Source organism: Pseudomonas sp. LBUM1662 (genome assembly GCF_059695915.1).
Genome location: NZ_CP166793.1, coordinates 103,262 through 127,014, shown reverse-complemented (window position 1 = coordinate 127,014; position 23,753 = coordinate 103,262). Strand labels below are relative to the sequence as shown.

General features: G+C 56.5%; 17 protein-coding genes, 2 tRNA genes, 4 rRNA genes and 1 pseudogene. 14 read left to right on the top strand and 10 right to left on the bottom strand.

From position 1 onward, the window contains the following. Window positions 1-14: 14 nt before the first annotated feature. Window positions 15-482, top strand: a complete 468-nt coding sequence (locus ACA049_RS00630) for an SRPBCC family protein (protein WP_497332314.1) — start codon at window positions 15-17, stop codon at window positions 480-482. Between the two features lie 126 nt (window positions 483-608). Here ACA049_RS00630 and ACA049_RS00625 read toward each other — a convergent pair whose 3' ends face one another. Beyond that, on the bottom strand, window positions 609-2,489 hold the full coding sequence (locus ACA049_RS00625) for a methyl-accepting chemotaxis protein (RefSeq protein ID WP_497332312.1): 1,881 nt from the start codon (window positions 2,487-2,489) through the stop codon (window positions 609-611). Window positions 2,490-2,813: 324 nt separating this feature from the next. Between ACA049_RS00625 and ACA049_RS00620 the strand changes: the two are divergent. Both ACA049_RS00620 and ACA049_RS00615 read left to right on the top strand, forming a co-directional pair. Beyond that, a pseudogene (locus ACA049_RS00620) lies at window positions 2,814-2,945 on the top strand (sigma factor-like helix-turn-helix DNA-binding protein); the annotation flags it as partial. A gap of 47 nt (window positions 2,946-2,992) precedes the next feature. Further along, the gene (locus tag ACA049_RS00615; protein WP_497332310.1) at window positions 2,993-4,006 is read left to right on the top strand and encodes a FecR domain-containing protein; all 1,014 of its coding nucleotides are present in this window, start codon (window positions 2,993-2,995) and stop codon (window positions 4,004-4,006) included. A gap of 302 nt (window positions 4,007-4,308) precedes the next feature. On the opposite strand, the gene rrf (ACA049_RS00610) is transcribed toward ACA049_RS00615, so the two are convergent. From rrf (ACA049_RS00610) to ACA049_RS00575, 8 genes are all read right to left on the bottom strand, one after another. Next, window positions 4,309-4,424 (bottom strand): 5S ribosomal RNA (gene rrf, locus ACA049_RS00610). 107 nt (window positions 4,425-4,531) lie between these two features. After that, a 5S ribosomal RNA gene (gene rrf, locus ACA049_RS00605) occupies window positions 4,532-4,647 on the bottom strand. Window positions 4,648-4,820: 173 nt separating this feature from the next. Next, window positions 4,821-7,712: ribosomal RNA gene (locus tag ACA049_RS00600) — 23S ribosomal RNA — on the bottom strand. Window positions 7,713-7,961: 249 nt separating this feature from the next. Beyond that, a tRNA-Ala gene (locus ACA049_RS00595) sits at window positions 7,962-8,037 on the bottom strand. Window positions 8,038-8,065: 28 nt separating this feature from the next. Beyond that, window positions 8,066-8,142: transfer RNA gene (locus ACA049_RS00590), tRNA-Ile, on the bottom strand. Window positions 8,143-8,224: 82 nt separating this feature from the next. Further along, a 16S ribosomal RNA gene (locus ACA049_RS00585) occupies window positions 8,225-9,763 on the bottom strand. Together the 16S, 23S and 5S rRNA genes with 2 tRNA genes alongside form the textbook arrangement of a ribosomal RNA operon. A 642-nt stretch (window positions 9,764-10,405) precedes the next feature. Further along, entirely contained in the window at window positions 10,406-11,626 is a 1,221-nt protein-coding gene (locus tag ACA049_RS00580) for a CaiB/BaiF CoA transferase family protein (RefSeq protein ID WP_497332308.1), read from the bottom strand. 13 nt (window positions 11,627-11,639) lie between these two features. Further along, window positions 11,640-12,821: an acyl-CoA dehydrogenase gene (locus ACA049_RS00575; protein WP_010465741.1), complete on the bottom strand. Its 1,182-nt coding sequence runs from the start codon at window positions 12,819-12,821 to the stop codon at window positions 11,640-11,642. Between the two features lie 157 nt (window positions 12,822-12,978). Between ACA049_RS00575 and ACA049_RS00570 the strand changes: the two genes are divergently transcribed. The 11 genes from ACA049_RS00570 to ACA049_RS00520 all read left to right on the top strand — a co-directional run bounded on the left by ACA049_RS00570 (window position 12,979) and on the right by ACA049_RS00520 (window position 23,080). Further along, window positions 12,979-13,878, top strand: coding sequence for a LysR family transcriptional regulator (locus ACA049_RS00570; RefSeq protein ID WP_497332306.1), 900 nt, complete (start codon window positions 12,979-12,981; stop codon window positions 13,876-13,878). Window positions 13,879-14,313: 435 nt separating this feature from the next. Continuing rightward, window positions 14,314-15,435: a Re/Si-specific NAD(P)(+) transhydrogenase subunit alpha gene (locus ACA049_RS00565; RefSeq protein ID WP_046044834.1), complete on the top strand. Its 1,122-nt coding sequence runs from the start codon at window positions 14,314-14,316 to the stop codon at window positions 15,433-15,435. Between the two features lie 15 nt (window positions 15,436-15,450). After that, window positions 15,451-15,774: an NAD(P) transhydrogenase subunit alpha part 2 gene (locus ACA049_RS00560; protein ID WP_003187010.1), complete on the top strand. Its 324-nt coding sequence runs from the start codon at window positions 15,451-15,453 to the stop codon at window positions 15,772-15,774. Continuing rightward, on the top strand, window positions 15,774-17,210 hold the full coding sequence (locus ACA049_RS00555; protein WP_497332304.1) for an NAD(P)(+) transhydrogenase (Re/Si-specific) subunit beta: 1,437 nt from the start codon (window positions 15,774-15,776) through the stop codon (window positions 17,208-17,210). Before ACA049_RS00560 ends, ACA049_RS00555 begins: the two co-directional genes overlap by 1 nt. 180 nt (window positions 17,211-17,390) lie before the next feature. Further along, window positions 17,391-18,884 carry a succinyl-CoA:acetate CoA-transferase ScpC gene (scpC, locus tag ACA049_RS00550; protein WP_497332302.1) on the top strand — a complete coding sequence of 498 codons (1,494 nt, stop codon included), beginning with the start codon at window positions 17,391-17,393 and terminating at the stop codon, window positions 18,882-18,884. A gap of 318 nt (window positions 18,885-19,202) precedes the next feature. Beyond that, window positions 19,203-19,418 carry a DUF1127 domain-containing protein gene (locus ACA049_RS00545; protein WP_007902752.1) on the top strand — a complete coding sequence of 72 codons (216 nt, stop codon included), beginning with the start codon at window positions 19,203-19,205 and terminating at the stop codon, window positions 19,416-19,418. Window positions 19,419-19,677: 259 nt separating this feature from the next. Continuing rightward, window positions 19,678-19,887 carry a DUF1127 domain-containing protein gene (locus tag ACA049_RS00540; RefSeq protein ID WP_497332300.1) on the top strand — a complete coding sequence of 70 codons (210 nt, stop codon included), beginning with the start codon at window positions 19,678-19,680 and terminating at the stop codon, window positions 19,885-19,887. 144 nt (window positions 19,888-20,031) lie between these two features. Further along, complete coding sequence (locus ACA049_RS00535) at window positions 20,032-20,349, top strand: DUF2388 domain-containing protein (protein WP_010465729.1); 318 nt, start codon at window positions 20,032-20,034, stop codon at window positions 20,347-20,349. Between the two features lie 106 nt (window positions 20,350-20,455). Further along, complete coding sequence (locus ACA049_RS00530; protein ID WP_497332298.1) at window positions 20,456-20,773, top strand: DUF2388 domain-containing protein; 318 nt, start codon at window positions 20,456-20,458, stop codon at window positions 20,771-20,773. Window positions 20,774-20,801: 28 nt separating this feature from the next. After that, the gene (locus ACA049_RS00525; protein ID WP_094469762.1) at window positions 20,802-21,122 is read left to right on the top strand and encodes a DUF2388 domain-containing protein; all 321 of its coding nucleotides are present in this window, start codon (window positions 20,802-20,804) and stop codon (window positions 21,120-21,122) included. Then, window positions 21,119-23,080 (top strand): DUF7844 domain-containing protein, encoded by a 1,962-nt coding sequence (locus ACA049_RS00520; protein WP_497332296.1) that lies wholly within the window; start codon window positions 21,119-21,121, stop codon window positions 23,078-23,080. The genes ACA049_RS00525 and ACA049_RS00520 overlap by 4 nt, the downstream gene beginning before the upstream one ends. Window positions 23,081-23,176: 96 nt before the next feature. On the opposite strand, the gene ACA049_RS00515 is transcribed toward ACA049_RS00520, so the two are convergent. Continuing rightward, entirely contained in the window at window positions 23,177-23,632 is a 456-nt protein-coding gene (locus tag ACA049_RS00515; RefSeq protein ID WP_109627146.1) for an anti-virulence regulator CigR family protein, read from the bottom strand. Between the last annotated feature and the right edge of the window lie 121 nt (window positions 23,633-23,753).

The window sequence follows — 23,753 nt, the reverse complement described above, 5'->3', positions numbered from 1 at the left end:
ACCGGAGCAAAACCATGAAAAACCTGCAACCCGATACCCTGATCAAAAACCCGCAAGGCTGCCACGTCGTGTCTTCGGTGGAAGTGCCGGCGGATGCCGTGCAGGTCTGGGCAGTGGTCGGTAATTTTGCCGGCTTCGATCAATTCATTCCGGCGCTGTCGCACATCGAGATGACGGGCGAAGGCGTGTCGTCGCTGCGCAAGAAATTCTTCAAGGACGGCAACCTGGTGGTCGAGCAACTCAATTCGCGGGATGACCAGGCGTTGAGCATGACGTGGACCACAATTTACAACACGCTGGGCGTCGCCAATTTGTGGGCGGCGATGAGTGTTGAACCGCTGGGTGTGGGCAAGTCGCGGGCGACCTGGACCATCATTGCCGAACCGGCGCAGGGAGGGGTTGAGGCGTTGCCGGGGTTCAAGGATTTTGTGCAGGGGTTTGCGGATGATGCGATGAATAATGTGTTGAAGCTGTTTGTGTAGGGCTTTGGTTCAGCGGTGACTTTCCTACCGCTTTCGCGGGCAAGTCTCGCTCCTACAAGGGCATCGAAACCCTGTAGGAGCGAGGCTTGCCTGCGAAGAACGATAACGCGGTCTGTTAGAACTCCATCAGATCTTGAAGCTATCCACCAACTGCTTCAACCGGTTCGCCTGCAACGACAACGCATCGCAATCCTTCAACGTTTCATTGAGGTTCGCCACGCTCTGCTGGTTCAGCAAGTTGATCTGGTTAACGTCGACGTTGAGGGTTTCCACCACCGCCGTCTGCTCTTCGGTCGCCGCGGCCACCGACTGGTTCATGCCGTCGATTTCGCCGATGCGCTGGGTCACGCTGACCAGTCGCAGGCCCGCCTGGTTCGCCACTTCGACGGTCTCTTCGCTGGAGACCTGACTCGCGTTCATGGTGGTCACCGCTTCGCGAGAACCGATCTGCAGCGAGGTGATCATCTTATGGATCTCTTCCGCCGACTCCTGCGTGCGATGCGCCAGGTTGCGCACTTCGTCCGCCACCACCGCAAACCCACGACCGGCTTCACCGGCACGCGCCGCTTCGATGGCGGCGTTAAGCGCGAGCAAGTTGGTCTGCTGGGAGATGCCTTTGATCACATCGAGAATGTGCCCGATGTTATCGGTGCTCGCGTTCAGGGTTTCGATCTGGGTGCAGGACAGGCTGATTTTCTGCGACAGCTCGGTCATGGCCAGGATGGTTTTTTCCACCACCTGACGACCGTCGTCCGCCTGCTCGCTCGCACCGCTGGCGTGCTGCGAAGCATCGGCGGCATTGCGGGCGATTTCCTGAGTAGCGGCGCCCAGTTGATTTATCGCCGCCGCCACACTGTTGGTGCGCGCGCTTTGTTCGTCGGAGCCGACGATCGAGGCGTTGGATGATGCCATCACCCGTTGCGACAAATCGTGGACCTGACGGGTCGCCGAGGACACTTCGGAAATCGAGGCGTGAATCCGCTCCACGAACTGGTTGAACGAACCGCCCAACTCACCGAATTCGTCTTTGCTTTCCACGGCCAGACGACGGGTCAGGTCGCCCTCGCCCTGGGCGATGTCCTGCATCGCGCGGCCCATGGTGGTCAGTGGACGCATCAACACATTGATCAGCAGGCTCAGCAGCACCGCAATAACGCTCACGGCGATAAACATTGCGATCAGCGCCGAGGTACGGAATTGGCTCAGAGGCGCGTAGGCCTTGTCCTTGTCGATCGACAGACCGATGTACCACTCGGCATTCGGCAAACCACTCACCGGGGTGAACGAAAGGATGCGGTCCTGCTTGTTCAGAGTGACGTCCTGATTACCCTTCTCGATGCGCACGCCAGAGTTCGGGTAGATGTCCTTCAGGTTTTTCATCACCTGGTCTTTGTCCGGACTGACGATCACCTGACCGTCGGCGCTGACCAGGAACGCGTGGCCTATGCCACCGAAGTCCACCGAGTTGATGATCTTCACCAGGGTTTCCAGGCTCAGGTCACCACCGACGACACCGAGCAATTCGCCGTTCTTTTTCACCGGCATGGCGATGGTCACCACCAAGCCACCGACCGCGGCCATATACGGCGGCGTCAGCATGGTTTTGTCGGCGGCCACGGCTTGTTTGTACCAGGGACGCTGACGCGGATCATAACCGTCCGGCATCTTCGCGTCGGGGCGTTGGGTGAACACCCCATTGGCCTGGCCAACATAGGTGAACTGGAAGTTAGAGGTGAAGGCCGGTTGATCAACCAGGCCTGGAAGGTCCGCGCTGGCGCCTTGATGAGCGACGTTCTGTGCGAGGTTTTCCAGGACCAGTACACGGCCGCTCATCCAGTTCTGCACACTGCTGGCGGTCAGGTCGCCGGCTTGCTGGACGGAGGACTCGAGGTTTTGCCGGATGGTGTTTCGCTGCAGATAGTCGTTGTACAAAGTGAACAACGCAAAAGCCAGCACCACGACGCCAGAGGCGGCCAGAAGGATTTTATGGCTGAATTTGAGATTCATTTCATGGGACTTCTTATGCAAAAAGTGGGGATGCGTTCCAGGTGCAACATTCCATGTAACAGCGCAGGCGGCTTTCTCCGGCCGCTCTACTTTGGTGCACGCATGTCTCCCCAGTCTGTCGGCACCAGTCGGAGAAATCTTAGGGCTTTGTAGGATTTGCCCGGTATTCCCGCCGAACGGTGTGCCAGAGCGGTTGAATAGCTTTTTGTGATGACAGTTGTTCGACCGGCAGTTGCAAATTCCGTAACCCTTGATGACAATGCGACCAATTATCATTTGTGACGTTCAGGCTGTCGCGTTCATGTCCTCTCCTGAGTTTGCAGCACAGTCATCCGCATGCTTGCAGGACTTAAGCCGAAAGTGCATCAGGCTTTTGTGCTGGCGCTTTGCGATGGACTTACCCACAAGCAGGTTGCCGAGCAGATGGGTTTGTCCCTGCGTTCGATGGAACGTTAATTCGCTGATGCGCTGTATCACTTCTATGTCTTGCGGTATGAAGCGTGATGCCTGTGGATAACTCGTTACTGCACCGAAGCGGTGAACTTCATCAGCAGGTGGTCAAACAGGCCATCAATTGGCTGCTGCGACTGCGCAACAACGCAGCTAATCCGAGGCTGCGCCAGCAATGCGATGTCTGGCGCGCGGAGCATTTCGAACACGAATTAGCCTGGCAGCGGGTGCAGTCCCTGCAAGCCGAGTTGAGCAGTAATCTGCGCGCCGTGCCCGGCGCTCAAGTCGCCTTCAACACGTTGGAAAACAGTGCCCAGGGATTGGGACGACGACAGGCTCTGAAGCTGCTGTCCGGTGCATTGTTGATGGGTTCGGCGGCGTGGCTGGGAAAGGATGCGGTGGGTTGGCAACAGTGGACCGCCGACTTCGCCACCGCCACGGGCGAGCGCCGCGGCTTCCAATTGCCCGACGGCACCCGCCTGGAACTCAACACCGCCAGTGCGGTGGATCTCGATTACACCGCGCAACAACGGCTGATCAAACTGACGCGCGGCGAAATCATCGTGACCTGCGGCGGGATCGACGAGGCGTCTTCATTTGATCGACCGTTGCGGGTGCAAAGTCGTCACGGCGTGTACGAAGGTGTGGCCGCGCGATTCATCCTACGTCAGGACGATGACTGCACACGGCTCAGCGTCACCAGCGGCTTGGTCGCGATTCATTCGCCGCGGGCCGCTGGCGGAGAGCCGATACGGGTGCAGGCCGGACAGAGTTACTTGATCGATCACAAACAGGCGAAGCCGGCTCCACCGCTGGATATGGATGCCGGCGCGTGGGTCGATGGCCTGATCGTTACCCGCAACATTCGCCTGGGTGACTTTCTCAATGAAGTCGCACGCTACCGACACGGTTATCTGACGTGTTCAGCGGACATTGCCGACTTGCGGCTGTCCGGAGTCTTCCGTCTGGAGAACACCGATAAGCTACTGGCGATCCTGCCGCAAACCCTGCCGGTGCAGTTGCGCTACCGTACTCGCTGGTGGGTGATACTGGAGCGGCACGTCTGAATTTTTTTGGCGGGCTTTCCGTGCACGCCCGGCTTAGTCAGTAAGCGATTTAACTCTGACTTCAGCGACTTCCTACGGAAACCTACAATGACTGTGCGCGTCATCGGTAAGAATCTTCCTTGTTTCACTGCGGCCACTGCATTTTGCGCCACGCCGTTCGCGCGGCGCTGTTCTCGACCGCCCTGGGTGTCGCTCAGTGGTTTGGGCCTGGACACCGTGAGCCAGTCTGGGGTAATGCTTTTAGGGTTCCCAGAAAGACAAAACCCCTGTCTGCGTTAGCAGACAGGGGTTTCGGAATTCAATCTTGACGATGACCTACTCTCACATGGGGAAACCCCACACTACCATCGGCGATGCATCGTTTCACTGCTGAGTTCGGGATGGGATCAGGTGGTTCCAATGCTCTATGGTCGTCAAGAAATTCTGTGACCAGCCCGTTACGGTCGTAACGTGCCAGCAAAATTGGTGACTTCTACTAAAACAAAACCCCTACCTGCATACGCAGATAGGGGTTTCGGAATTTAATCTTGACGATGACCTACTCTCACATGGGGAAACCCCACACTACCATCGGCGATGCATCGTTTCACTGCTGAGTTCGGGATGGGATCAGGTGGTTCCAATGCTCTATGGTCGTCAAGAAATTCGGTAGCCAGGTCGTGGGCCCTTACGGGTTCACGCTCCAGCGAATGGGTATGTGATAGATCGGGTGTTTTGTGAGTTCTCGAACTTTCGGTTCGTTTCGTCTTCACACACCGCAATCTGGTGCTCTTTCGCTTTTGGGCTCGAAGCAAGCAAATTGCTTGGGTGTTATATGGTCAAGCCTCACGGGCAATTAGTATTGGTTAGCTCAACGCCTCACAGCGCTTACACACCCAACCTATCAACGTCGTAGTCTTCGACGGCCCTTCAGGGGACTCAAGGTCCCAGTGAGATCTCATCTTGAGGCTAGTTTCCCGCTTAGATGCTTTCAGCGGTTATCTATTCCGAACATAGCTACCCGGCAATGCCACTGGCGTGACAACCGGAACACCAGAGGTTCGTCCACTCCGGTCCTCTCGTACTAGGAGCAGCCCCTCTCAAATCTCAAACGTCCACGGCAGATAGGGACCGAACTGTCTCACGACGTTCTAAACCCAGCTCGCGTACCACTTTAAATGGCGAACAGCCATACCCTTGGGACCGGCTTCAGCCCCAGGATGTGATGAGCCGACATCGAGGTGCCAAACACCGCCGTCGATATGAACTCTTGGGCGGTATCAGCCTGTTATCCCCGGAGTACCTTTTATCCGTTGAGCGATGGCCCTTCCATACAGAACCACCGGATCACTAAGACCTACTTTCGTACCTGCTCGACGTGTCTGTCTCGCAGTCAAGCGCGCTTTTGCCTTTATACTCTACGACCGATTTCCGACCGGTCTGAGCGCACCTTCGTACTCCTCCGTTACTCTTTAGGAGGAGACCGCCCCAGTCAAACTACCCACCATACACTGTCCTCGATCCGGATAACGGACCTGAGTTAGAACCTCAAAGTTGCCAGGGTGGTATTTCAAGGTTGGCTCCACGCGAACTGGCGTCCACGCTTCAAAGCCTCCCACCTATCCTACACAAGCAAATTCAAAGTCCAGTGCAAAGCTATAGTAAAGGTTCACGGGGTCTTTCCGTCTAGCCGCGGATACACTGCATCTTCACAGCGATTTCAATTTCACTGAGTCTCGGGTGGAGACAGCGCCGCCATCGTTACGCCATTCGTGCAGGTCGGAACTTACCCGACAAGGAATTTCGCTACCTTAGGACCGTTATAGTTACGGCCGCCGTTTACCGGGGCTTCGATCAAGAGCTTCGCGTTAGCTAACCCCATCAATTAACCTTCCGGCACCGGGCAGGCGTCACACCCTATACGTCCACTTTCGTGTTTGCAGAGTGCTGTGTTTTTAATAAACAGTCGCAGCGGCCTGGTATCTTCGACCGGCATGGGCTTACGCAGTAAATGCTTCACCCTCACCGGCGCACCTTCTCCCGAAGTTACGGTGCCATTTTGCCTAGTTCCTTCACCCGAGTTCTCTCAAGCGCCTTGGTATTCTCTACCCAACCACCTGTGTCGGTTTGGGGTACGGTTCCTGGTTACCTGAAGCTTAGAAGCTTTTCTTGGAAGCATGGCATCAACCACTTCGTGTTCTAAAAGAACACTCGTCATCAGCTCTCGGCCTTAGAATCCCGGATTTACCTAAGATTCCAGCCTACCACCTTAAACTTGGACAACCAACGCCAAGCTGGCCTAGCCTTCTCCGTCCCTCCATCGCAATAACCAGAAGTACAGGAATATTAACCTGTTTTCCATCGACTACGCTTTTCAGCCTCGCCTTAGGGACCGACTAACCCTGCGTCGATTAACGTTGCGCAGGAAACCTTGGTCTTTCGGCGTGGGTGTTTTTCACACCCATTGTCGTTACTCATGTCAGCATTCGCACTTCTGATACCTCCAGCAAGCTTCTCAACTCACCTTCACAGGCTTACAGAACGCTCCTCTACCGCATCACCTAAGTGATACCCGTAGCTTCGGTGTATGGTTTGAGCCCCGTTACATCTTCCGCGCAGGCCGACTCGACTAGTGAGCTATTACGCTTTCTTTAAAGGGTGGCTGCTTCTAAGCCAACCTCCTAGCTGTCTAAGCCTTCCCACATCGTTTCCCACTTAACCATAACTTTGGGACCTTAGCTGACGGTCTGGGTTGTTTCCCTTTTCACGACGGACGTTAGCACCCGCCGTGTGTCTCCCATGCTCGGCACTTGTAGGTATTCGGAGTTTGCATCGGTTTGGTAAGTCGGGATGACCCCCTAGCCGAAACAGTGCTCTACCCCCTACAGTGATACATGAGGCGCTACCTAAATAGCTTTCGAGGAGAACCAGCTATCTCCGAGCTTGATTAGCCTTTCACTCCGATCCACAGGTCATCCGCTAACTTTTCAACGGTAGTCGGTTCGGTCCTCCAGTTAGTGTTACCCAACCTTCAACCTGCCCATGGATAGATCGCCCGGTTTCGGGTCTATTCCCAGCGACTAGACGCCCTATTAAGACTCGCTTTCGCTACGCCTCCCCTATTCGGTTAAGCTCGCCACTGAAAATAAGTCGCTGACCCATTATACAAAAGGTACGCAGTCACCCAACAAAGTGGGCTCCCACTGCTTGTACGCATACGGTTTCAGGATCTATTTCACTCCCCTCTCCGGGGTTCTTTTCGCCTTTCCCTCACGGTACTAGTTCACTATCGGTCAGTCAGTAGTATTTAGCCTTGGAGGATGGTCCCCCCATATTCAGACAAAGTTTCTCGTGCTCCGTCCTACTCGATTTCATGACTAAGAGATTTTCGCGTACAGGGCTATCACCCACTATGGCCGCACTTTCCAGAGCGTTCCGCTAATCTCAAAGCCACTTAAGGGCTAGTCCCCGTTCGCTCGCCACTACTAAGGGAATCTCGGTTGATTTCTTTTCCTCAGGGTACTTAGATGTTTCAGTTCCCCTGGTTCGCCTCTTAAGCCTATGTATTCAGCTTAAGATAACCATCTTATGATGGCTGGGTTCCCCCATTCAGACATCTCCGGATCAAAGTCTGTTTGCCGACTCCCCGAAGCTTTTCGCAGGCTACCACGTCTTTCATCGCCTCTGACTGCCAAGGCATCCACCGTATGCGCTTCTTCACTTGACCATATAACCCCAAGCAATCTGGTTATACTGTGAAGACGACATTCGCCGAAAATTCGATCACGCTCAATTAAGAGCCACTCACAAATTTTACCTTAGCCTGATCCGTTACCAGTGAAAGTAACGTTCAGTCTATCTTTCTATCACATACCCAAATTTTTAAAGAACGATCTAGCCAAAGACTAGAAATCAACATTCACCATCATCACGATGGAATGCTCATTTCTAAGCTTTCAACAAACAGAAGCAGTAGTGGTGGAGCCAAACGGGATCGAACCGTTGACCTCCTGCGTGCAAGGCAGGCGCTCTCCCAGCTGAGCTATGGCCCCGTATTGCTACAGGTTCCCACACAAAAATTGGTGGGTCTGGGCAGATTCGAACTGCCGACCTCACCCTTATCAGGGGTGCGCTCTAACCAACTGAGCTACAGACCCAATTTCGGGCTGCTTCTTATCGTCTTCTTCAATGAATCAAGCAATTCGTGTGGGAACTTATGGAGCAGCTGATGTCGTCGATTAAGGAGGTGATCCAGCCGCAGGTTCCCCTACGGCTACCTTGTTACGACTTCACCCCAGTCATGAATCACACCGTGGTAACCGTCCTCCCGAAGGTTAGACTAGCTACTTCTGGTGCAACCCACTCCCATGGTGTGACGGGCGGTGTGTACAAGGCCCGGGAACGTATTCACCGCGACATTCTGATTCGCGATTACTAGCGATTCCGACTTCACGCAGTCGAGTTGCAGACTGCGATCCGGACTACGATCGGTTTTCTGGGATTAGCTCCACCTCGCGGCTTGGCAACCCTCTGTACCGACCATTGTAGCACGTGTGTAGCCCAGGCCGTAAGGGCCATGATGACTTGACGTCATCCCCACCTTCCTCCGGTTTGTCACCGGCAGTCTCCTTAGAGTGCCCACCATAACGTGCTGGTAACTAAGGACAAGGGTTGCGCTCGTTACGGGACTTAACCCAACATCTCACGACACGAGCTGACGACAGCCATGCAGCACCTGTCTCAATGTTCCCGAAGGCACCAATCCATCTCTGGAAAGTTCATTGGATGTCAAGGCCTGGTAAGGTTCTTCGCGTTGCTTCGAATTAAACCACATGCTCCACCGCTTGTGCGGGCCCCCGTCAATTCATTTGAGTTTTAACCTTGCGGCCGTACTCCCCAGGCGGTCAACTTAATGCGTTAGCTGCGCCACTAAGAGCTCAAGGCTCCCAACGGCTAGTTGACATCGTTTACGGCGTGGACTACCAGGGTATCTAATCCTGTTTGCTCCCCACGCTTTCGCACCTCAGTGTCAGTATCAGTCCAGGTGGTCGCCTTCGCCACTGGTGTTCCTTCCTATATCTACGCATTTCACCGCTACACAGGAAATTCCACCACCCTCTACCATACTCTAGCTTGTCAGTTTTGAATGCAGTTCCCAGGTTGAGCCCGGGGATTTCACATCCAACTTAACAAACCACCTACGCGCGCTTTACGCCCAGTAATTCCGATTAACGCTTGCACCCTCTGTATTACCGCGGCTGCTGGCACAGAGTTAGCCGGTGCTTATTCTGTCGGTAACGTCAAAACACTTACGTATTAGGTAAATGCCCTTCCTCCCAACTTAAAGTGCTTTACAATCCGAAGACCTTCTTCACACACGCGGCATGGCTGGATCAGGCTTTCGCCCATTGTCCAATATTCCCCACTGCTGCCTCCCGTAGGAGTCTGGACCGTGTCTCAGTTCCAGTGTGACTGATCATCCTCTCAGACCAGTTACGGATCGTCGCCTTGGTGAGCCATTACCTCACCAACTAGCTAATCCGACCTAGGCTCATCTGATAGCGCAAGGCCCGAAGGTCCCCTGCTTTCTCCCGTAGGACGTATGCGGTATTAGCGTCCGTTTCCGAGCGTTATCCCCCACTACCAGGCAGATTCCTAGGCATTACTCACCCGTCCGCCGCTCGCCACCAGGTACAAGTACCCGTGCTGCCGCTCGACTTGCATGTGTTAGGCCTGCCGCCAGCGTTCAATCTGAGCCATGATCAAACTCTTCAGTTCAAACATCTTTGGGTTTTTAAGAAACCCTAAACTTGGCTCAGCAATCGTTGGTTACATCTTTGATTTCTCGCGGAGTAACTTGTGATGCTGATAATCTTGTTGACTATCAGTCTGACTCCACAAGCACCCACACGAATTGCTTGATTCAGTTGTTAAAGAGCGGTTGGTTAAGATCTTTCATCTCAACCGAGGCGCGCATTCTACAGCAGCCTCTGTTGCTGTCAAGTGGTTATTTTCAGAAGTTTTCAAAGTTTCCTTTGCAACTTCAACCACTTGCGCTTCCGATCTCTCGTTAGCGGGAGGCGAATTCTACAGCGTTACTCGCTGCTGTCAACACCTCTTTTTCTCCGCTTTCGACCGAGAAGATCGAAACGTCTATAAGGCCAAACCAACCTGCCTTACCGACTCCTTCTGGGCTTCGATGAACTGAAGCAACTCGCTGTCGAAAACTGCGTAACTCTTTGTTTACCAAGGAGTTTTCCGTTTCGACTGCGCCGGAAGTGGGGCGAATTATAGACTTCCAGAATCTGCCGTCAACCCCTAATTTTGCTTTTCTATCAATAACTTGGAGAAACGCGGAAAACAGGCTGATTTCCTTCTATATAAGAGAGCAAAACCACTCCTTCTATATAGAAGGGATCTTCAAAGTACCCCAGCCACTTTGAAAGCGGCGACCGCACCAGCGTCCAGACCCAACACCCGCTGCAGAACCTCCAGCGTGTGCTCGCCTAACAAGGGTGGCGCATTCCGATATTCCACCGGCGTCTTCGACAGGCGAATCGGGCTGGCGACCTGGGGCACCATCCCTGCCAGCACATGGGGCAGCTCAATCGCCAACCCACGCGCCTTGACCTGAGGATCAGCAAACATCTGAGCCAGGTCGTTGATAGGACCGCATGGCACACCCGCCTGCTCCAACTGCAGCACCCACTCAGCCGTGGTCTTGAAAACCGTCGCCTGGCGGATCAGCGGAATCAACACCGCACGATTCGCCACCCGCAGCTTGTTAGTCGCGAAGCGTGGATCATCCGCCCACTGAGGTTGCCCAGCCACCTCCGCAAACTTGCGGAACTGCCCGTCATTACCCACGGTGAGGATGAAGTCACCGTCCGCCGTAGGAAAGTCCTGATAAGGCACGATGTTCGGATGAGCATTACCCAGGCGCTTGGGCGCATTGCCCGTCGTCAGATAGTTCATCGCCTGGTTGGCCAGGCACGCGACCTGAACATCCAGCAACGCCATGTCGATATGCTGACCGCCACCGTCATGATCCCTGTGAGCCAACGCAGCAAGGATCGCCACCGTCGAATAGAGCCCGGTCAGGATGTCGGTCAGCGCCACACCGACTTTCACCGGCCCCGCACCCTCATCTCCCTCAGGTCGACCTGTCAGGCTCATCAGCCCACCCAAGCCCTGGATCATGAAGTCATAACCCGCACGCTTGGCGTAAGGCCCGGTCTGACCAAACCCGGTAATCGAGCAATAAATCAGATTTGGATTGATGGCCTTAAGCGACTCATAGTCCAACCCATAAGCCGCCAGGCCACCGACCTTGAAGTTCTCGATCAGGATGTCCGACTTGGCCGCCAGGTCACGCACCAGCTTTTGACCTTCTGGACGCGTGAAGTCGATAGTCACCGATTGCTTGTTGCGATTGGCCGACAAGTAATAGGCGGCCTCGCTGGTGTTCTCGCCATAGGCGTCTTTCAGGAAGGGAGGCCCCCAGGCGCGTGTGTCATCGCCATTACCCGGGCGCTCGACCTTGATCACTTCGGCGCCAAGGTCCGCAAGGATCTGCCCGGACCAAGGCCCGGCCAGCACCCGCGATAAATCCAGTACCCGTAGATGCGAAAGCGCGCCCATGGACGTTCTCCTATTAATAGAACGCCTGGATGCCGGTCTGCGCGCGCCCGAGGATCAGCGCGTGGACGTCATGCGTACCTTCATAGGTATTCACCACTTCCAGGTTGACCAGATGGCGAGCGACGCCAAACTCATCGGATATGCCGTTGCCGCCCAACATGTCTCGCGCCATGCGCGCGATGTCCAGGGACTTGCCGCAGGAGTTGCGCTTCATCATCGAGGTGATCTCGACTGCCGCAGTCCCTTCGTCTTTCATACGACCCAGGCGCAGGCAGCCTTGCAGTGCCAGGGTGATTTCGGTCTGCATGTCGGCCAGTTTCTTCTGGATCAGCTGAGTGGCGGCCAATGGGCGACCGAACTGCTGACGATCCAGGGTGTATTGGCGAGCGGTGTGCCAGCAGAACTCGGCAGCGCCCAAAGCGCCCCAGGAAATGCCGTAGCGTGCGGAGTTGAGGCAAGTAAAAGGGCCTTTCAAACCGCGGACATCAGGGAAAATGTTCTCTTCAGGGACAAACACGTTGTCCATGACGATCTCACCGGTAATGGATGCACGCAGGCCCACCTTGCCATGGATCGCCGGAGCGCTCAGGCCTTTCCAGCCCTTCTCCAGAACGAAGCCACGAATGTCGCCCGCATCATCCTTACCCCAAACCACGAACACATCGGCGATCGGGCTGTTGGTGATCCACATCTTGCTGCCGGTCAGGCTGTAGCCGCCTTCCACTTTACGTGCACGAGTAATCATCGCACCCGGGTCAGAACCGTGGTTAGGCTCGGTCAGACCGAAGCAACCAATCCACTCGCCCGAGGCCAGTTTCGGCAGGTACTTCTGCTTCTGGGCTTCAGTGCCGAATTCATTGATCGGCACCATGACCAGCGAGGACTGCACACTCATCATCGAGCGATAGCCAGAGTCGACACGCTCGACTTCACGAGCGATCAAGCCGTAGCTGACGTAGTTCAGGCCGCTGCCACCGTACTGCTCGGGGATGGTCGCACCCAACAGGCCCACTTCGCCCATCTCGCGGAAGATCGCCGGATCAGTCTTTTCATGACGGAAAGCTTCAAGAACACGCGGTGCAAGCTTCTGCTGAGCGAACTGCTCGGCAGTGTCGCGGATCATGCGTTCTTCTTCGGTGAGCTGTTGATCCAGCAGCAGGGGATCGATCCAGTTGAAGCTAGCTTTACCGCCCATGAGTGTGTCCTCTCGAATCGGGTCAAATAACGTGGACTGATCCTAGGCCCGGTTCGGCATTACGGCAAACGAGGATTTTGCATACTGTTGTGCTAATTTCTCACTCCGTAACGTCGCAAAATAGCCTTTATGCGATGCATTAGTGAGGTTGGAGTACATGCGCCGGAAAATCCCTAGCACCACCGCCCTGATTAGCTTTGAAGCGGCAGCGCGCCACGAGAGCTTTACCAAAGCCGCGCTGGAGCTTTCACTCACCCAGGGCGCCATTTGCCGACAGATCGCCAGCCTGGAAGAGTTCCTGAGCGTCGAACTCTTCCGACGCTCACGGCGCGGAGTGAAGCTGACAGAAGCCGGACTTTCCTACAGCCGCCGCGTAGCTACCCAACTCGACGCAGTTGAGCGAGACACCTTGTCAGTGATGGGGCAACAAGGCGCAAACGTGATCGAACTGGCCGTGGTCCCGACCTTCGGCACTCAATGGCTGCTGCCACGGCTCAAGGATTTCCAGCACAAACATCCCGAAGTGACGGTCAACCTCACCAACCGCACGCGCCCCTTCCTGTTTGCCGATACCGATTTTGACGCCGCGATCTATTTCGGTGATGCGGATTGGTCGGGTACCGAATCCCACAGGCTGATGGGCGAGAATCCGATGCCGGTGTGCAGCCCGACGCTACTGGGCAAAAAAACCAGTCTGACGCCCGGTGAAATCGCCGAATTGCCCTTGCTGCAACAGACCACGCGCCCTTATGCCTGGCGCCAGTGGTTCAACTCACAACACCTTAATGTCCCGCGCGACATGACAGGACCGCGCTACGAGCTATTCTCCATGCTGGCCCAAGCGGCCATGCACGACATGGGTATCGCGCTGATTCCGCCATTCCTGATTCAACGCGAACTGACGGAGAAACGGTTGGTAATAGCCAACGCTCAGGCACTGTCGAGCATCAAGGCCTATTACCTGATGATTCCAGAGCGAAAGGTCGAATCGGCCTCTTTACGGGCATTTCGCGATTGGCTGGTCACGCAGGCACAAAGCTACAGCCTAGAAGGATAGAGGCTTCCACCAATTAACTGACCCCGTAGTCAGCAAAAACAAAGCCCTACAGATATAAGTATTTGTCGCATATTCGCAGACTGTACCGACAAGCAGTACAAACGTCCCACAAGCGCCTGCCGACGTGGCTTTGAGCCTCTATTCATCGGCAATGACACCTCATTCACCGTGCCGATGTGTAAATTCTTGAAATTCGGCCAGAATCCTTACAAGGCACGGCCTGCAAGGGATTGAGGCGGTCGGTTGCGACATTCGGTCACGGGGTGACTTGTAGTTAATTTTCCGTCACCCGTCATAATCCCTTGAAGGGCACAAAGTTCGCCTGCAAAATGCCGCGCCCCGCCCAGATTTGGCGGGATCGTGCTGATCGGCCGCCCCAGCCGCACCATCCGAAGTGCCTGGGTTTACTCAATAAGATCACGCAGGAGATTTGACGTGCACATTGGTGTTCCTCTCGAAACCCAGACGGGTGAAACACGGGTTGCTGCAACCCCGGAAACCATCAAGAAGCTGATCGGCCAGGGTCATAAGGTCACTGTGCAAAGCGGCGCCGGCATTAACGCCAGCGTTGTCGACAGTGCCTATGAAGCGGCAGGCGCAATCATTGGCAGCGCCAACGATGCGTTTGGTGCCGAGCTGATTCTCAAGGTGGTCGCCCCCAGCGACAGCGAGCTGACGCTGATTAAAAGCGGCACCGTTGTGGTCGGCATGCTCAACCCGTTCAGCAATGAAACCATTGCCAAGCTGGCTGAGTGCGGCATTACCGCGTTCGCGCTGGAAGCGGCTCCGCGCACCTCCCGCGCCCAAAGCCTGGATGTGCTGTCCTCCCAAGCGAACATCGCCGGCTATAAAGCCGTGTTGCTGGCCGCTCACCACTACCCACGCTTCATGCCAATGCTGATGACAGCTGCGGGCACCGTGAAAGCGGCGCGCGTGCTGATTCTCGGTGCCGGTGTAGCAGGGTTGCAAGCGATCGCCACGGCGAAACGCCTGGGTGCAGTGATCGAAGCCTCCGACGTTCGTCCTGCGGTGAAGGAGCAGATCGAATCCCTCGGCGCCAAGTTCGTCGACGTGCCGTACGAGACCGATGAAGAGCGCGAATGCGCTGTCGGTGTCGGCGGTTACGCCCGGCCGATGCCCGCCAGCTGGATGCAACGTCAGGCCCTGGCCGTGCACGAACGCGCCAAGCAGGCTGACATCGTCATCACCACCGCACTGATCCCGGGCCGCAAGGCACCGACGCTGCTGAGCGCGGAAACCGTGGCGCAGATGAAGCCAGGCTCGGTGGTCATCGATCTCGCGGCAGCCCAGGGCGGCAACTGCCCGCTCACCGTGGCCGACCAGGTCGTGGTCGAGAATGGCGTGACCATTTGCGGCCCGACCAACCTGGCCGGCGCAGTGGCGGCAGACGCTTCGGCCCTGTACGCACGCAACCTGCTGGACTTCCTGAAGCTGGTCTTCAACAAAGAAGGCCAGTTCGAGATCAACCTCGAAGACGACATCGTCGCCGCGTGCCTGATGTGCCGCGACGGCCAAGTCATCCGCAAAAACGCCTAAGCAGGGATTCAGACGATGGAAGAGCTTATCTCCCCCGGTATCTACAACCTGATCATCTTCGTGCTGGCGATTTATGTCGGTTATCACGTGGTCTGGAACGTTACACCTGCACTGCACACGCCGCTGATGGCGGTGACCAACGCAATCTCGGCGATCGTCATCGTCGGCGCCATGCTCGCCGCTGCTTTGACCGTGACGCCACTGGGCAAGACCATGGGCACCCTTGCGGTGGCCCTGGCGGCGGTGAACGTGTTTGGTGGCTTCCTGGTCACCCGCAGGATGCTTGAGATGTTCAAGAAAAAAGCCCCGAAAGCCGTAAAAGAAGAGGCGCCTAAGTAATGAGCATGAACCTTGTCACGACGCTCTACTTGATCGCGTCGATCTGCTTTATCCAGGCCCTCAAAGGCTTGTCCCACCCGACAACGTCGCGGCGCGGCAACGTGTACGGCATGCTCGGGATGGCGTTGGCGATCCTCACCACCGTCGGCCTCATCTATAAGCTGGGCGCTGAGCTGGCAACCGCCGGCATCGGTTACGTCATCGTCGGTCTGCTGGTCGGCGGCACTGCCGGTTCGATCATGGCCAAGCGCGTTGAAATGACCAAGATGCCGGAACTGGTCGCCTTCATGCACAGCATGATCGGTATGGCAGCGGTGTTCATTGCGATCGCGGCTGTCGTTGAACCGCAATCGCTGGGCATCGTTAAACAGCTGGGTGATGCGATTCCTGCCGGTAACCGTCTGGAGCTGTTCCTCGGCGCCGCCATCGGTGCTATCACCTTCTCCGGTTCGGTGATCGCGTTCGGCAAGCTGTCGGGCAAGTACAAGTTCCGCCTGTTCCAGGGCGCACCGGTACAGTTCGGTGGTCAGCACAAGCTGAACCTGTTGCTGGGTCTGGCGACACTGGCGCTGGGCATCACCTTCATGCTGACCGGCAACCTCAGCGCGTTCGCGTTGATGCTGGCCCTCGCCTTCGTACTGGGCGTGCTGATCATCATCCCGATTGGCGGCGCGGACATGCCCGTGGTTGTGTCGATGCTCAACAGCTACTCCGGCTGGGCAGCGGCGGGTATCGGCTTCTCGCTGAACAACTCGATGCTGATCATTGCCGGTTCGCTGGTGGGTTCGTCCGGTGCGATCCTCTCGTACATCATGTGCAAGGCAATGAACCGCTCCTTCTTTAATGTGCTGCTCGGTGGTTTCGGCAACACGGCGGACGCGGCAGGCCCTGCGGGTTCGAAAGAAGCCCGCCCGGTGAAATCCGGTTCGGCTGACGACGCAACCTTCCTGCTGACCAACGCCGACACCGTGATCATCGTTCCGGGTTATGGCCTGGCGGTGGCACGCGCCCAACACTCACTGATGGAGCTGGCGGAGAAGCTAACCCACCGGGGAGTCAACGTGAAGTTTGCGATCCACCCGGTCGCCGGCCGGATGCCTGGGCACATGAACGTCCTGCTGGCCGAAGCCGAAGTACCTTACGAACAAGTGTTCGAGATGGATGACATCAACTCCGAGTTCGGCCAGGCCGACGTGGTGCTGGTGCTCGGCGCCAACGACGTGGTCAACCCGGCCGCCAAGAACGATCCGAAATCGCCGATTGCCGGCATGCCGATCCTGGAGGCTTATAAAGCCAAGACTGTGATCGTCAACAAGCGCTCGATGGCCAGCGGCTATGCCGGTCTGGACAACGAGCTGTTCTACCTGGACAAAACCATGATGGTCTTCGGCGACGCCAAGAAAGTCATCGAAGACATGGTCAAAGCCATCGAGTAAAACCTGCTCCAACGCAATACCCAAAACCTCAGCCTTTAGTAGGCTGGGGTTTTTTATTGCCCGCAAAAACCCGACCAAAGGCTCTAAATCAGGCCTCTGCATTCGACCATGGTAGCGGGACGGATTTTTTTCAAATCACTAGACTGCACACCTTGCTTCCGTTGCCCGAGATAACCATCCATGTACCGTGATCGTATTCGCTTGCCTTCGTTGTTGGATAAGGTGATGAGCGCCGCTGACGCTGCCGCTCTGATTCAGGACGGCATGACCGTCGGCATGAGTGGTTTCACTCGCGCCGGCGAAGCCAAAGCCGTGCCCCACGCATTGGCCGAGCGCGCCAAAATCACCCCGCTGAAAATCACTTTGATGACCGGCGCCAGCCTGGGCAACGACCTTGATAAACAGCTCACCGAAGCCGGCGTATTGTCACGACGCATGCCATTCCAGGTCGACAGCACGCTGCGCAAGGCGATTAACGCCGGCGAGGTCATGTTCATTGACCAGCATCTTTCGGAAACCGTCGAGCAACTGCGCAACCAGCAGCTCAAATTGCCGGACATCGCCGTGATTGAAGCCGTGGCGATCACCGAGCAGGGCCACATCGTGCCGACCACTTCGGTCGGCAACTCGGCCAGCTTCGCGATTTTCGCCAAACACGTGATCGTCGAGATCAACCTGGCGCACAACCCGAACCTCGAGGGTTTGCACGACATCTATATCCCGACTTACCGTCCGACCCGCACGCCGATTCCGCTGGTCAAGGTCGATGATCGCATTGGCAGCACCGCCATCCCGATTCCGCCGGAAAAGATCGTCGCGATCGTGATCACCAATCAGTCCGACTCGCCCTCCACGGTATTGCCGCCGGATGTCGACACTCAGGCCATTGCCGACCACCTGATTGATTTCTTCAAACAAGAAGTGGCCGCAGGGCGCATGACCAACAAGCTCGGTCCATTGCAGGCCGGGATCGGCACCATCGCCAACTCGGTGATGTGCGGCTTGATCGACTCGCCCTTCGAAGACCTGACCATGTACTCCGAAGTGCTGCAGGACTCGACCTTTGACCTGATCGACGCCGGCAAACTGAGTTTTGCCTCGGGCAGTTCCATCACCCTGTCGAGCCGGCGTAATGCCGACGTCTTTGGCAATCTGGAGCGCTACAAGGACAAACTGGTCCTGCGGCCGCAGGAGATCTCAAACCATCCGGAAGTGGTGCGTCGCCTAGGCATCATCGGCATCAACACGGCGCTTGAGTTCGATTTGTACGGCAACGTCAACTCCACCCATGTCTGCGGCACACGGATGATGAACGGCATCGGCGGTTCCGGGGACTTTGCGCGCAACGCGCACCTGGCAATCTTCGTCACCAAATCGATCGCCAAGGGTGGCGCGATCTCCAGCGTGGTGCCGATGGTCAGCCATGTCGACCATACCGAGCATGACGTCGACATCCTGGTGACGGAGATCGGTCTGGCCGACCTTCGCGGCCTGGCGCCACGGGAGCGGGCTCGGGTGATCATCGACAACTGTGTGCACCCGGATTACCGGCAGGCGCTGAATGACTACTTCACGGCGGCTTGCGCACTGGGCGGACACACCCCGCATATCCTGCGCGATGCTCTTAGCTGGCACATGAACCTGGAAGAAACCGGGCGAATGCTCGCAGTCTGAATCAATGAAATACAGCTGACGCAAACACAGTTGCGTCAGCTGGCATTTGCCACAGCCGATTCTGTTTAAAACTGTACTGCTGTACTGGTCATTTCCTACCGTATTTGCCTACACAATCAAGCCAAAACATCAAAATTGCACCAACATAGTGCCGACAGGTACAGTTGCCTCAATTTAGACCAGTACACCCCCTATTAACAGTTAACTGGTCCCTCACAATACAGGTGAACTGTATCTACAGAGACTAGCCAAACGAGAGGATCATTGGCATCAGTTAAACCACTACCTAATCCCGCCACAAGCGGAAGGATGTCAACCATGGAACGTACACTCAGTTCCGAACTGTTCTTCGAAGATACCGCTGCAAAAACCCAGGCTTCCATGCCTCTTCGCGTTATTGCCAACCTGATGCTGTGGCAGCGCCGCATCTCCAGCCGCCATCAACTGGCTCGTCTGGATTCGCGTCTGCTGGCTGATGCCGGGATTAGCGAAGCACAACGCTACGAAGAGCTGAGCAAGCCGTTCTGGCGCTAACTTAGCGTCGCTGGCTCTGACCCACCGGGTCCACCGCCAGCACTCCAAATTGAAAAAACAAAGCCCGTCGTGGGAAACCACGGCGGGCTTTGTCGTTTCCGCTCTTGGTCAGTGACAGTACAAAAGTAATACCCGGCAATAGGTACAGTTTAATGATTAATCAAATTGCACCAGTACAATTCCACGACAGTGTATCTGTAGGTCCAGCCTGGAAGCGCTCAACATGAAGTCCTGACTCTCCGGCAGAAGGACCGCGCCAATGGATAACGTACTGAATGTTTCAGCTCCCACCCTTCTAAAGAAGCCTCGATTCCACAGGCTTAAACGTTCACTGAATTGGTTCGCGGCCGCCCTTGAGAGAGCTCGCACCCGGCGTTTGCTGGGCCAACTCAATGAACAACAACTATCGGACCTGAGCATCAGCCACGCAGATCGGCTCAATGAATTGGATAAACCATTCTGGCGCTAGGGTCCTGCTTTAACACAAGGGACTGTTCGAACTGATAAAAGCAGGCCTAATATCAAACCAGAACGTGGCGAGTGCTGTGCGACAGGCGTCTGATCCAACAGCGACCTCAACACCTCTCAATCGGTTATCCAAAGGAGTTACACCATGTCCCGTCTTCGTCTGCTCAGCGCTGCAGCCCTGCTTGCCGTGGCTGCCAATTCCCACGCGACCAGTTTTATCGTGACCACGGATGCCGTCGTTGGCGCACTGAAGTCCAGCTCCGATGCAACTTCCGATGTCACTTCTTCCTTTCGCGATGACAAGATCGTGCGTGCAGCCCGTGACGACGCCGCCAGCTTCGTCGCCAGCGAAGGCGCCATTCGTGGTGTGAAACTGGAAAGCGCACTCGACCACATCCGTCACCAGGCGCCTCAGCTTAACGCCACCGACGCACAACTGGCCCAGGCCATCCTGACGATCTAAGCGACACAGTCACGTGGGACGCGCTTGTCGTGTCCCAATGTTTCGGCGCTGGCTCTAGCCCGGGCATTGCGCTAGCCTTTGGACTCGCTTTCAGCAATCGAGTCTCATGCGTTTTCTTTCAAAGCGGTTTATCACTTCAGTATTTCTCGCGGCCTGCTGGTCGGGCCCGACCTATGCCTACGACGCGTTCAACCTGTCGACACAGGGCATAGTCGTCACGGGTTACGCCACCAGCATGGTGACCGCCGCCCCCTTCGACCGTAAGCTGTTGATCGCGGCACACGATGACGCCGCGGCGTTCATTGCCAGTGACGGCCAACTACGCGGTGCGCAACTGGAATCCGCGCTGAATTACTTGCGCCACAGCGAGCCAAAACTTCATGCAAGCGACCTTGAACTGGCGCAGGCAATTCTCGTCCAATAGTTATCCTTTGTCCTTGCGGAGTCGTTCCATGCGTAGCCCTCTGATTGCTGTTGCCCTTGGCCTGCTTTTATTGGCCGATGTGACCCAGGCGCACACCCTGGTCGCCACCAGTAACATCATCATCAACGCCACCCAGCGCACCCTGGATTTCACGTCCGATACCACCACGTCGATCCGTGATTCGAAAATCATCCGTGAAGCCCACGACGATGCGGCCAGTTTCGTTGCCAGCGATGGCGACATCCGCGGCGCGCACCTTGAAGCGGCCATCAATACGCTGCGCACCCGTGTGCCGGAAGCCCGAGACGCCAGCGATCAGGTCCTCGCCGAAGCCATCCTCGCACTGTGAAGTCGCCCAGCGCCTGGCTGCTGGCCGGGCTGATGTTGCTACTCTGCAACACGGCCCAGGCTGGCCTGCAATTACGGCTCAAGACCGAGGGTCTGAGCCCCGAACAACAGCAAGCCAGTCAGGCGTTGCTCGATGAAGCCATGCAGGCCCTGCCGCCACGCTTCATCGAACAACTGGACCGGCGCATCGACGTCGGCTGGACCGACGACATGCCGAGCAATGCCTATGGCCAGGCATCGCTGGTATCCGAACTCGATCTGAACCGCAACTTGCTCGTCAACCTCACGAACGGCAGCGCCGCGACCAAGAAAACCTATCGCCCCCATGGCACCGTGCGCCGCGAAATGCTCGCCACGGTGGTGCATGAACTCACCCACATTTACGACCGTTCGCGCCTGTGGCCAGATGCGGAACGCACGCTGATCCAGCGCTGCACCCGGCGCAACAGCAGTTCAGGCCTGATCGGCATCCCGGATGAATGCCGCGGTCAATCCGACCGCCGCTTTACCCTGAGCGATGATCCGCGTCTGCTTGATCTGGCGGGTTGGCCGCAATACGTCGGTCGCCGCGGCGAGCGCGAACAGCACAACCGGCAAATCGCCCGCAGCCCGGACATCTACGAAACGAGCAGTCCCAAAGAGTTTGTCGCGGTCAACATGGAGTATTTCCTCCTCGACCCAAGCTACGCCTGCCGTCGCCCCGCGCTATATCGCTACTACAAAGAACATTTCGGCTGGGCGCCCGCCGCCAAAGACGCTTGCAGCAAATCCTTTGCCTTCCTCAATGCCGGCAACGACTTCGCCAAACAACCGTTGGGCCAGGTCGATCCGGAACGGGTGTACGCCGTCGACTATCTGCTGGCCGAAGCCAACCAGAACTGGGTCAGCCGTTGGGGGCACAGCATGTTGCGCCTGGTGATCTGCGCGCCGGGCCGGCCACGGGGTCCGGACTGCCGCCTCGATCTCGACCAGCACCTGGTGTTGTCCTACCGCGCCTTCGTCGGCGACGTACAGCTCTCGAGCTGGGATGGACTGGTGGGTAAATACCCGTCGCGGCTGTTTGTATTGCCACTGGCCCAAGTAATCGACGAATACACCAAGACCGAACTGCGCAGCCTGGCCTCGGTGCCGCTGAACCTGTCGCGCAACGAAATTGAAGACGTGGTGGAACACGCTGCCGAGATGCATTGGAGTTACGACGGCAACTATTATTTCCTCTCCAACAACTGCGCGGTGGAGGGCCTGAAACTGCTGCGCAGCGGCAGCAACAACGCAAAACTGGTCGGGCTCGACAGCATCATGCCCAACGGGTTGCTGGAAGTGATGAAAGGCCGCGGACTGGCGGATACCAGCGTGCTGGATGACCCACGCGAAGCGCTGCGCCTGGGTTATCGCTTCGACTCCTTCCGTGATCGTTATCAAGCGATGTTCGAAGTGCTGAAGAAGCACTTGCCGATCAAGCAGGAAAAGGTCGAAGACTGGCTGGCATTGAAAGCTGAAGATCGTCGGCAATGGTTTGAGCAAGCTGACTTGCGCACCAGTGCAGCGCTGCTGTTGCTGGAGCAGGCAAGCTTCCGTCAACAGTTGGTGTTGGCTCAGGATGAAGTGAAGCAGCGTTATCTGGGCGCTCGGGAATTGAAAAACGGCGGCATGGACAAGGCGAACGCGACTTTGCAGCAGATCCTCGCCAATAGCGGCTTCCTGAGTCGCCCGGCGGAGTTGCTCGGTACCGGCGGATATGGTTTGCCCCAACCGAATGAATGGCAGCGCCTGGAATCGGAAAGCAACCTGCGGCAGAAGCAGCTTCAAGTGCTGACCGGCGATCTGGACAAGGAGGTCAGAGCGCTGCTTGAACCGAGCCGTGCAGCGGAGATGGCGGCCAATGAAGCCAACCTGAAACAGGTTGGCGAACATTTGCGCAAATTGCATAAAGCCGCGGGTGGGCTGGAGTTGCCCTGAGAAGTAAAAGATCGCAGCCTCGTTGCACTCGACAGCTCCTACAGGGGAACGTACTCCTGGAGCTGCCGAGTTACGCCAAAGTCATTCCATCAAGTGTTACAAAACTCCTTCGAGAATCTCATAGACGATCCCGGTTCCTACGGCGATCAGCACAATGTCGCCCCCGGCACGGCGCCATTCGTAGCCTGGGTAATACGGCAAACGCCCCAGAGCGCGGTTATCCAGACGCTCACCGTAATAACCGTGAGGCAGCGGACGGCCACGCACCAGATGAATGCCAGGCGGTGGCGGTGCGCCGCGTACGAAATAGCCGTGGTTATCGTGGATAGTCTGGCGCACCGGGCCGAAATCCCGAGGCGGAGGACCGCCGCGACGGTTGTCCTGCGGGCCACGGTGGTCATCACCATGATTGTCACCACGGTTATCGTAATGGCCCTGCTGCGGGCCGCCGCGGTCGTGATCGTCGCGCTGATCGGCGCTCGCGTGCAGCAGCGGGGTGGCACTGAGCATCAGCACGCCCAGGCTGGCAATCAGACGTTTCGGCATTTTCATCAGGTCTTTCCTCACTGCACATACAGCAAAAAGGGCCTCAGAACGTAGTCCTGAAGCCCTCGGTCTTGCTGTTTAGTCTGTGCCGCGAGGCTCTAATTCCTCTGTATCAGGAACTTTACCT

Excerpts from the sequence above, each read along its gene's own strand:
- ACA049_RS00555 (WP_497332304.1), top strand. The coding sequence starts at position 15,774 with ATGAGCATGAACCTTGTCACGACGCTCTACTTGATCGCGTCGATCTGC.
- ACA049_RS00630 (WP_497332314.1), top strand. The coding sequence starts at position 15 with ATGAAAAACCTGCAACCCGATACCCTGATCAAAAACCCGCAAGGCTGC.
- ACA049_RS00540 (WP_497332300.1), top strand. The coding sequence starts at position 19,678 with ATGGATAACGTACTGAATGTTTCAGCTCCCACCCTTCTAAAGAAGCCT.
- ACA049_RS00570 (WP_497332306.1), top strand. The coding sequence starts at position 12,979 with ATGCGCCGGAAAATCCCTAGCACCACCGCCCTGATTAGCTTTGAAGCG.
- ACA049_RS00525 (WP_094469762.1), top strand. The coding sequence starts at position 20,802 with ATGCGTAGCCCTCTGATTGCTGTTGCCCTTGGCCTGCTTTTATTGGCC.
- ACA049_RS00515 (WP_109627146.1), bottom strand. The coding sequence starts at position 23,632 with ATGAAAATGCCGAAACGTCTGATTGCCAGCCTGGGCGTGCTGATGCTC.
- scpC (WP_497332302.1), top strand. The coding sequence starts at position 17,391 with ATGTACCGTGATCGTATTCGCTTGCCTTCGTTGTTGGATAAGGTGATG.
- ACA049_RS00545 (WP_007902752.1), top strand. The coding sequence starts at position 19,203 with ATGGAACGTACACTCAGTTCCGAACTGTTCTTCGAAGATACCGCTGCA.
- ACA049_RS00575 (WP_010465741.1), bottom strand. The coding sequence starts at position 12,821 with ATGGGCGGTAAAGCTAGCTTCAACTGGATCGATCCCCTGCTGCTGGAT.
- ACA049_RS00560 (WP_003187010.1), top strand. The coding sequence starts at position 15,451 with ATGGAAGAGCTTATCTCCCCCGGTATCTACAACCTGATCATCTTCGTG.
- ACA049_RS00535 (WP_010465729.1), top strand. The coding sequence starts at position 20,032 with ATGTCCCGTCTTCGTCTGCTCAGCGCTGCAGCCCTGCTTGCCGTGGCT.
- ACA049_RS00625 (WP_497332312.1), bottom strand. The coding sequence starts at position 2,489 with ATGAATCTCAAATTCAGCCATAAAATCCTTCTGGCCGCCTCTGGCGTC.
- ACA049_RS00615 (WP_497332310.1), top strand. The coding sequence starts at position 2,993 with ATGCCTGTGGATAACTCGTTACTGCACCGAAGCGGTGAACTTCATCAG.
- ACA049_RS00530 (WP_497332298.1), top strand. The coding sequence starts at position 20,456 with ATGCGTTTTCTTTCAAAGCGGTTTATCACTTCAGTATTTCTCGCGGCC.
- ACA049_RS00580 (WP_497332308.1), bottom strand. The coding sequence starts at position 11,626 with ATGGGCGCGCTTTCGCATCTACGGGTACTGGATTTATCGCGGGTGCTG.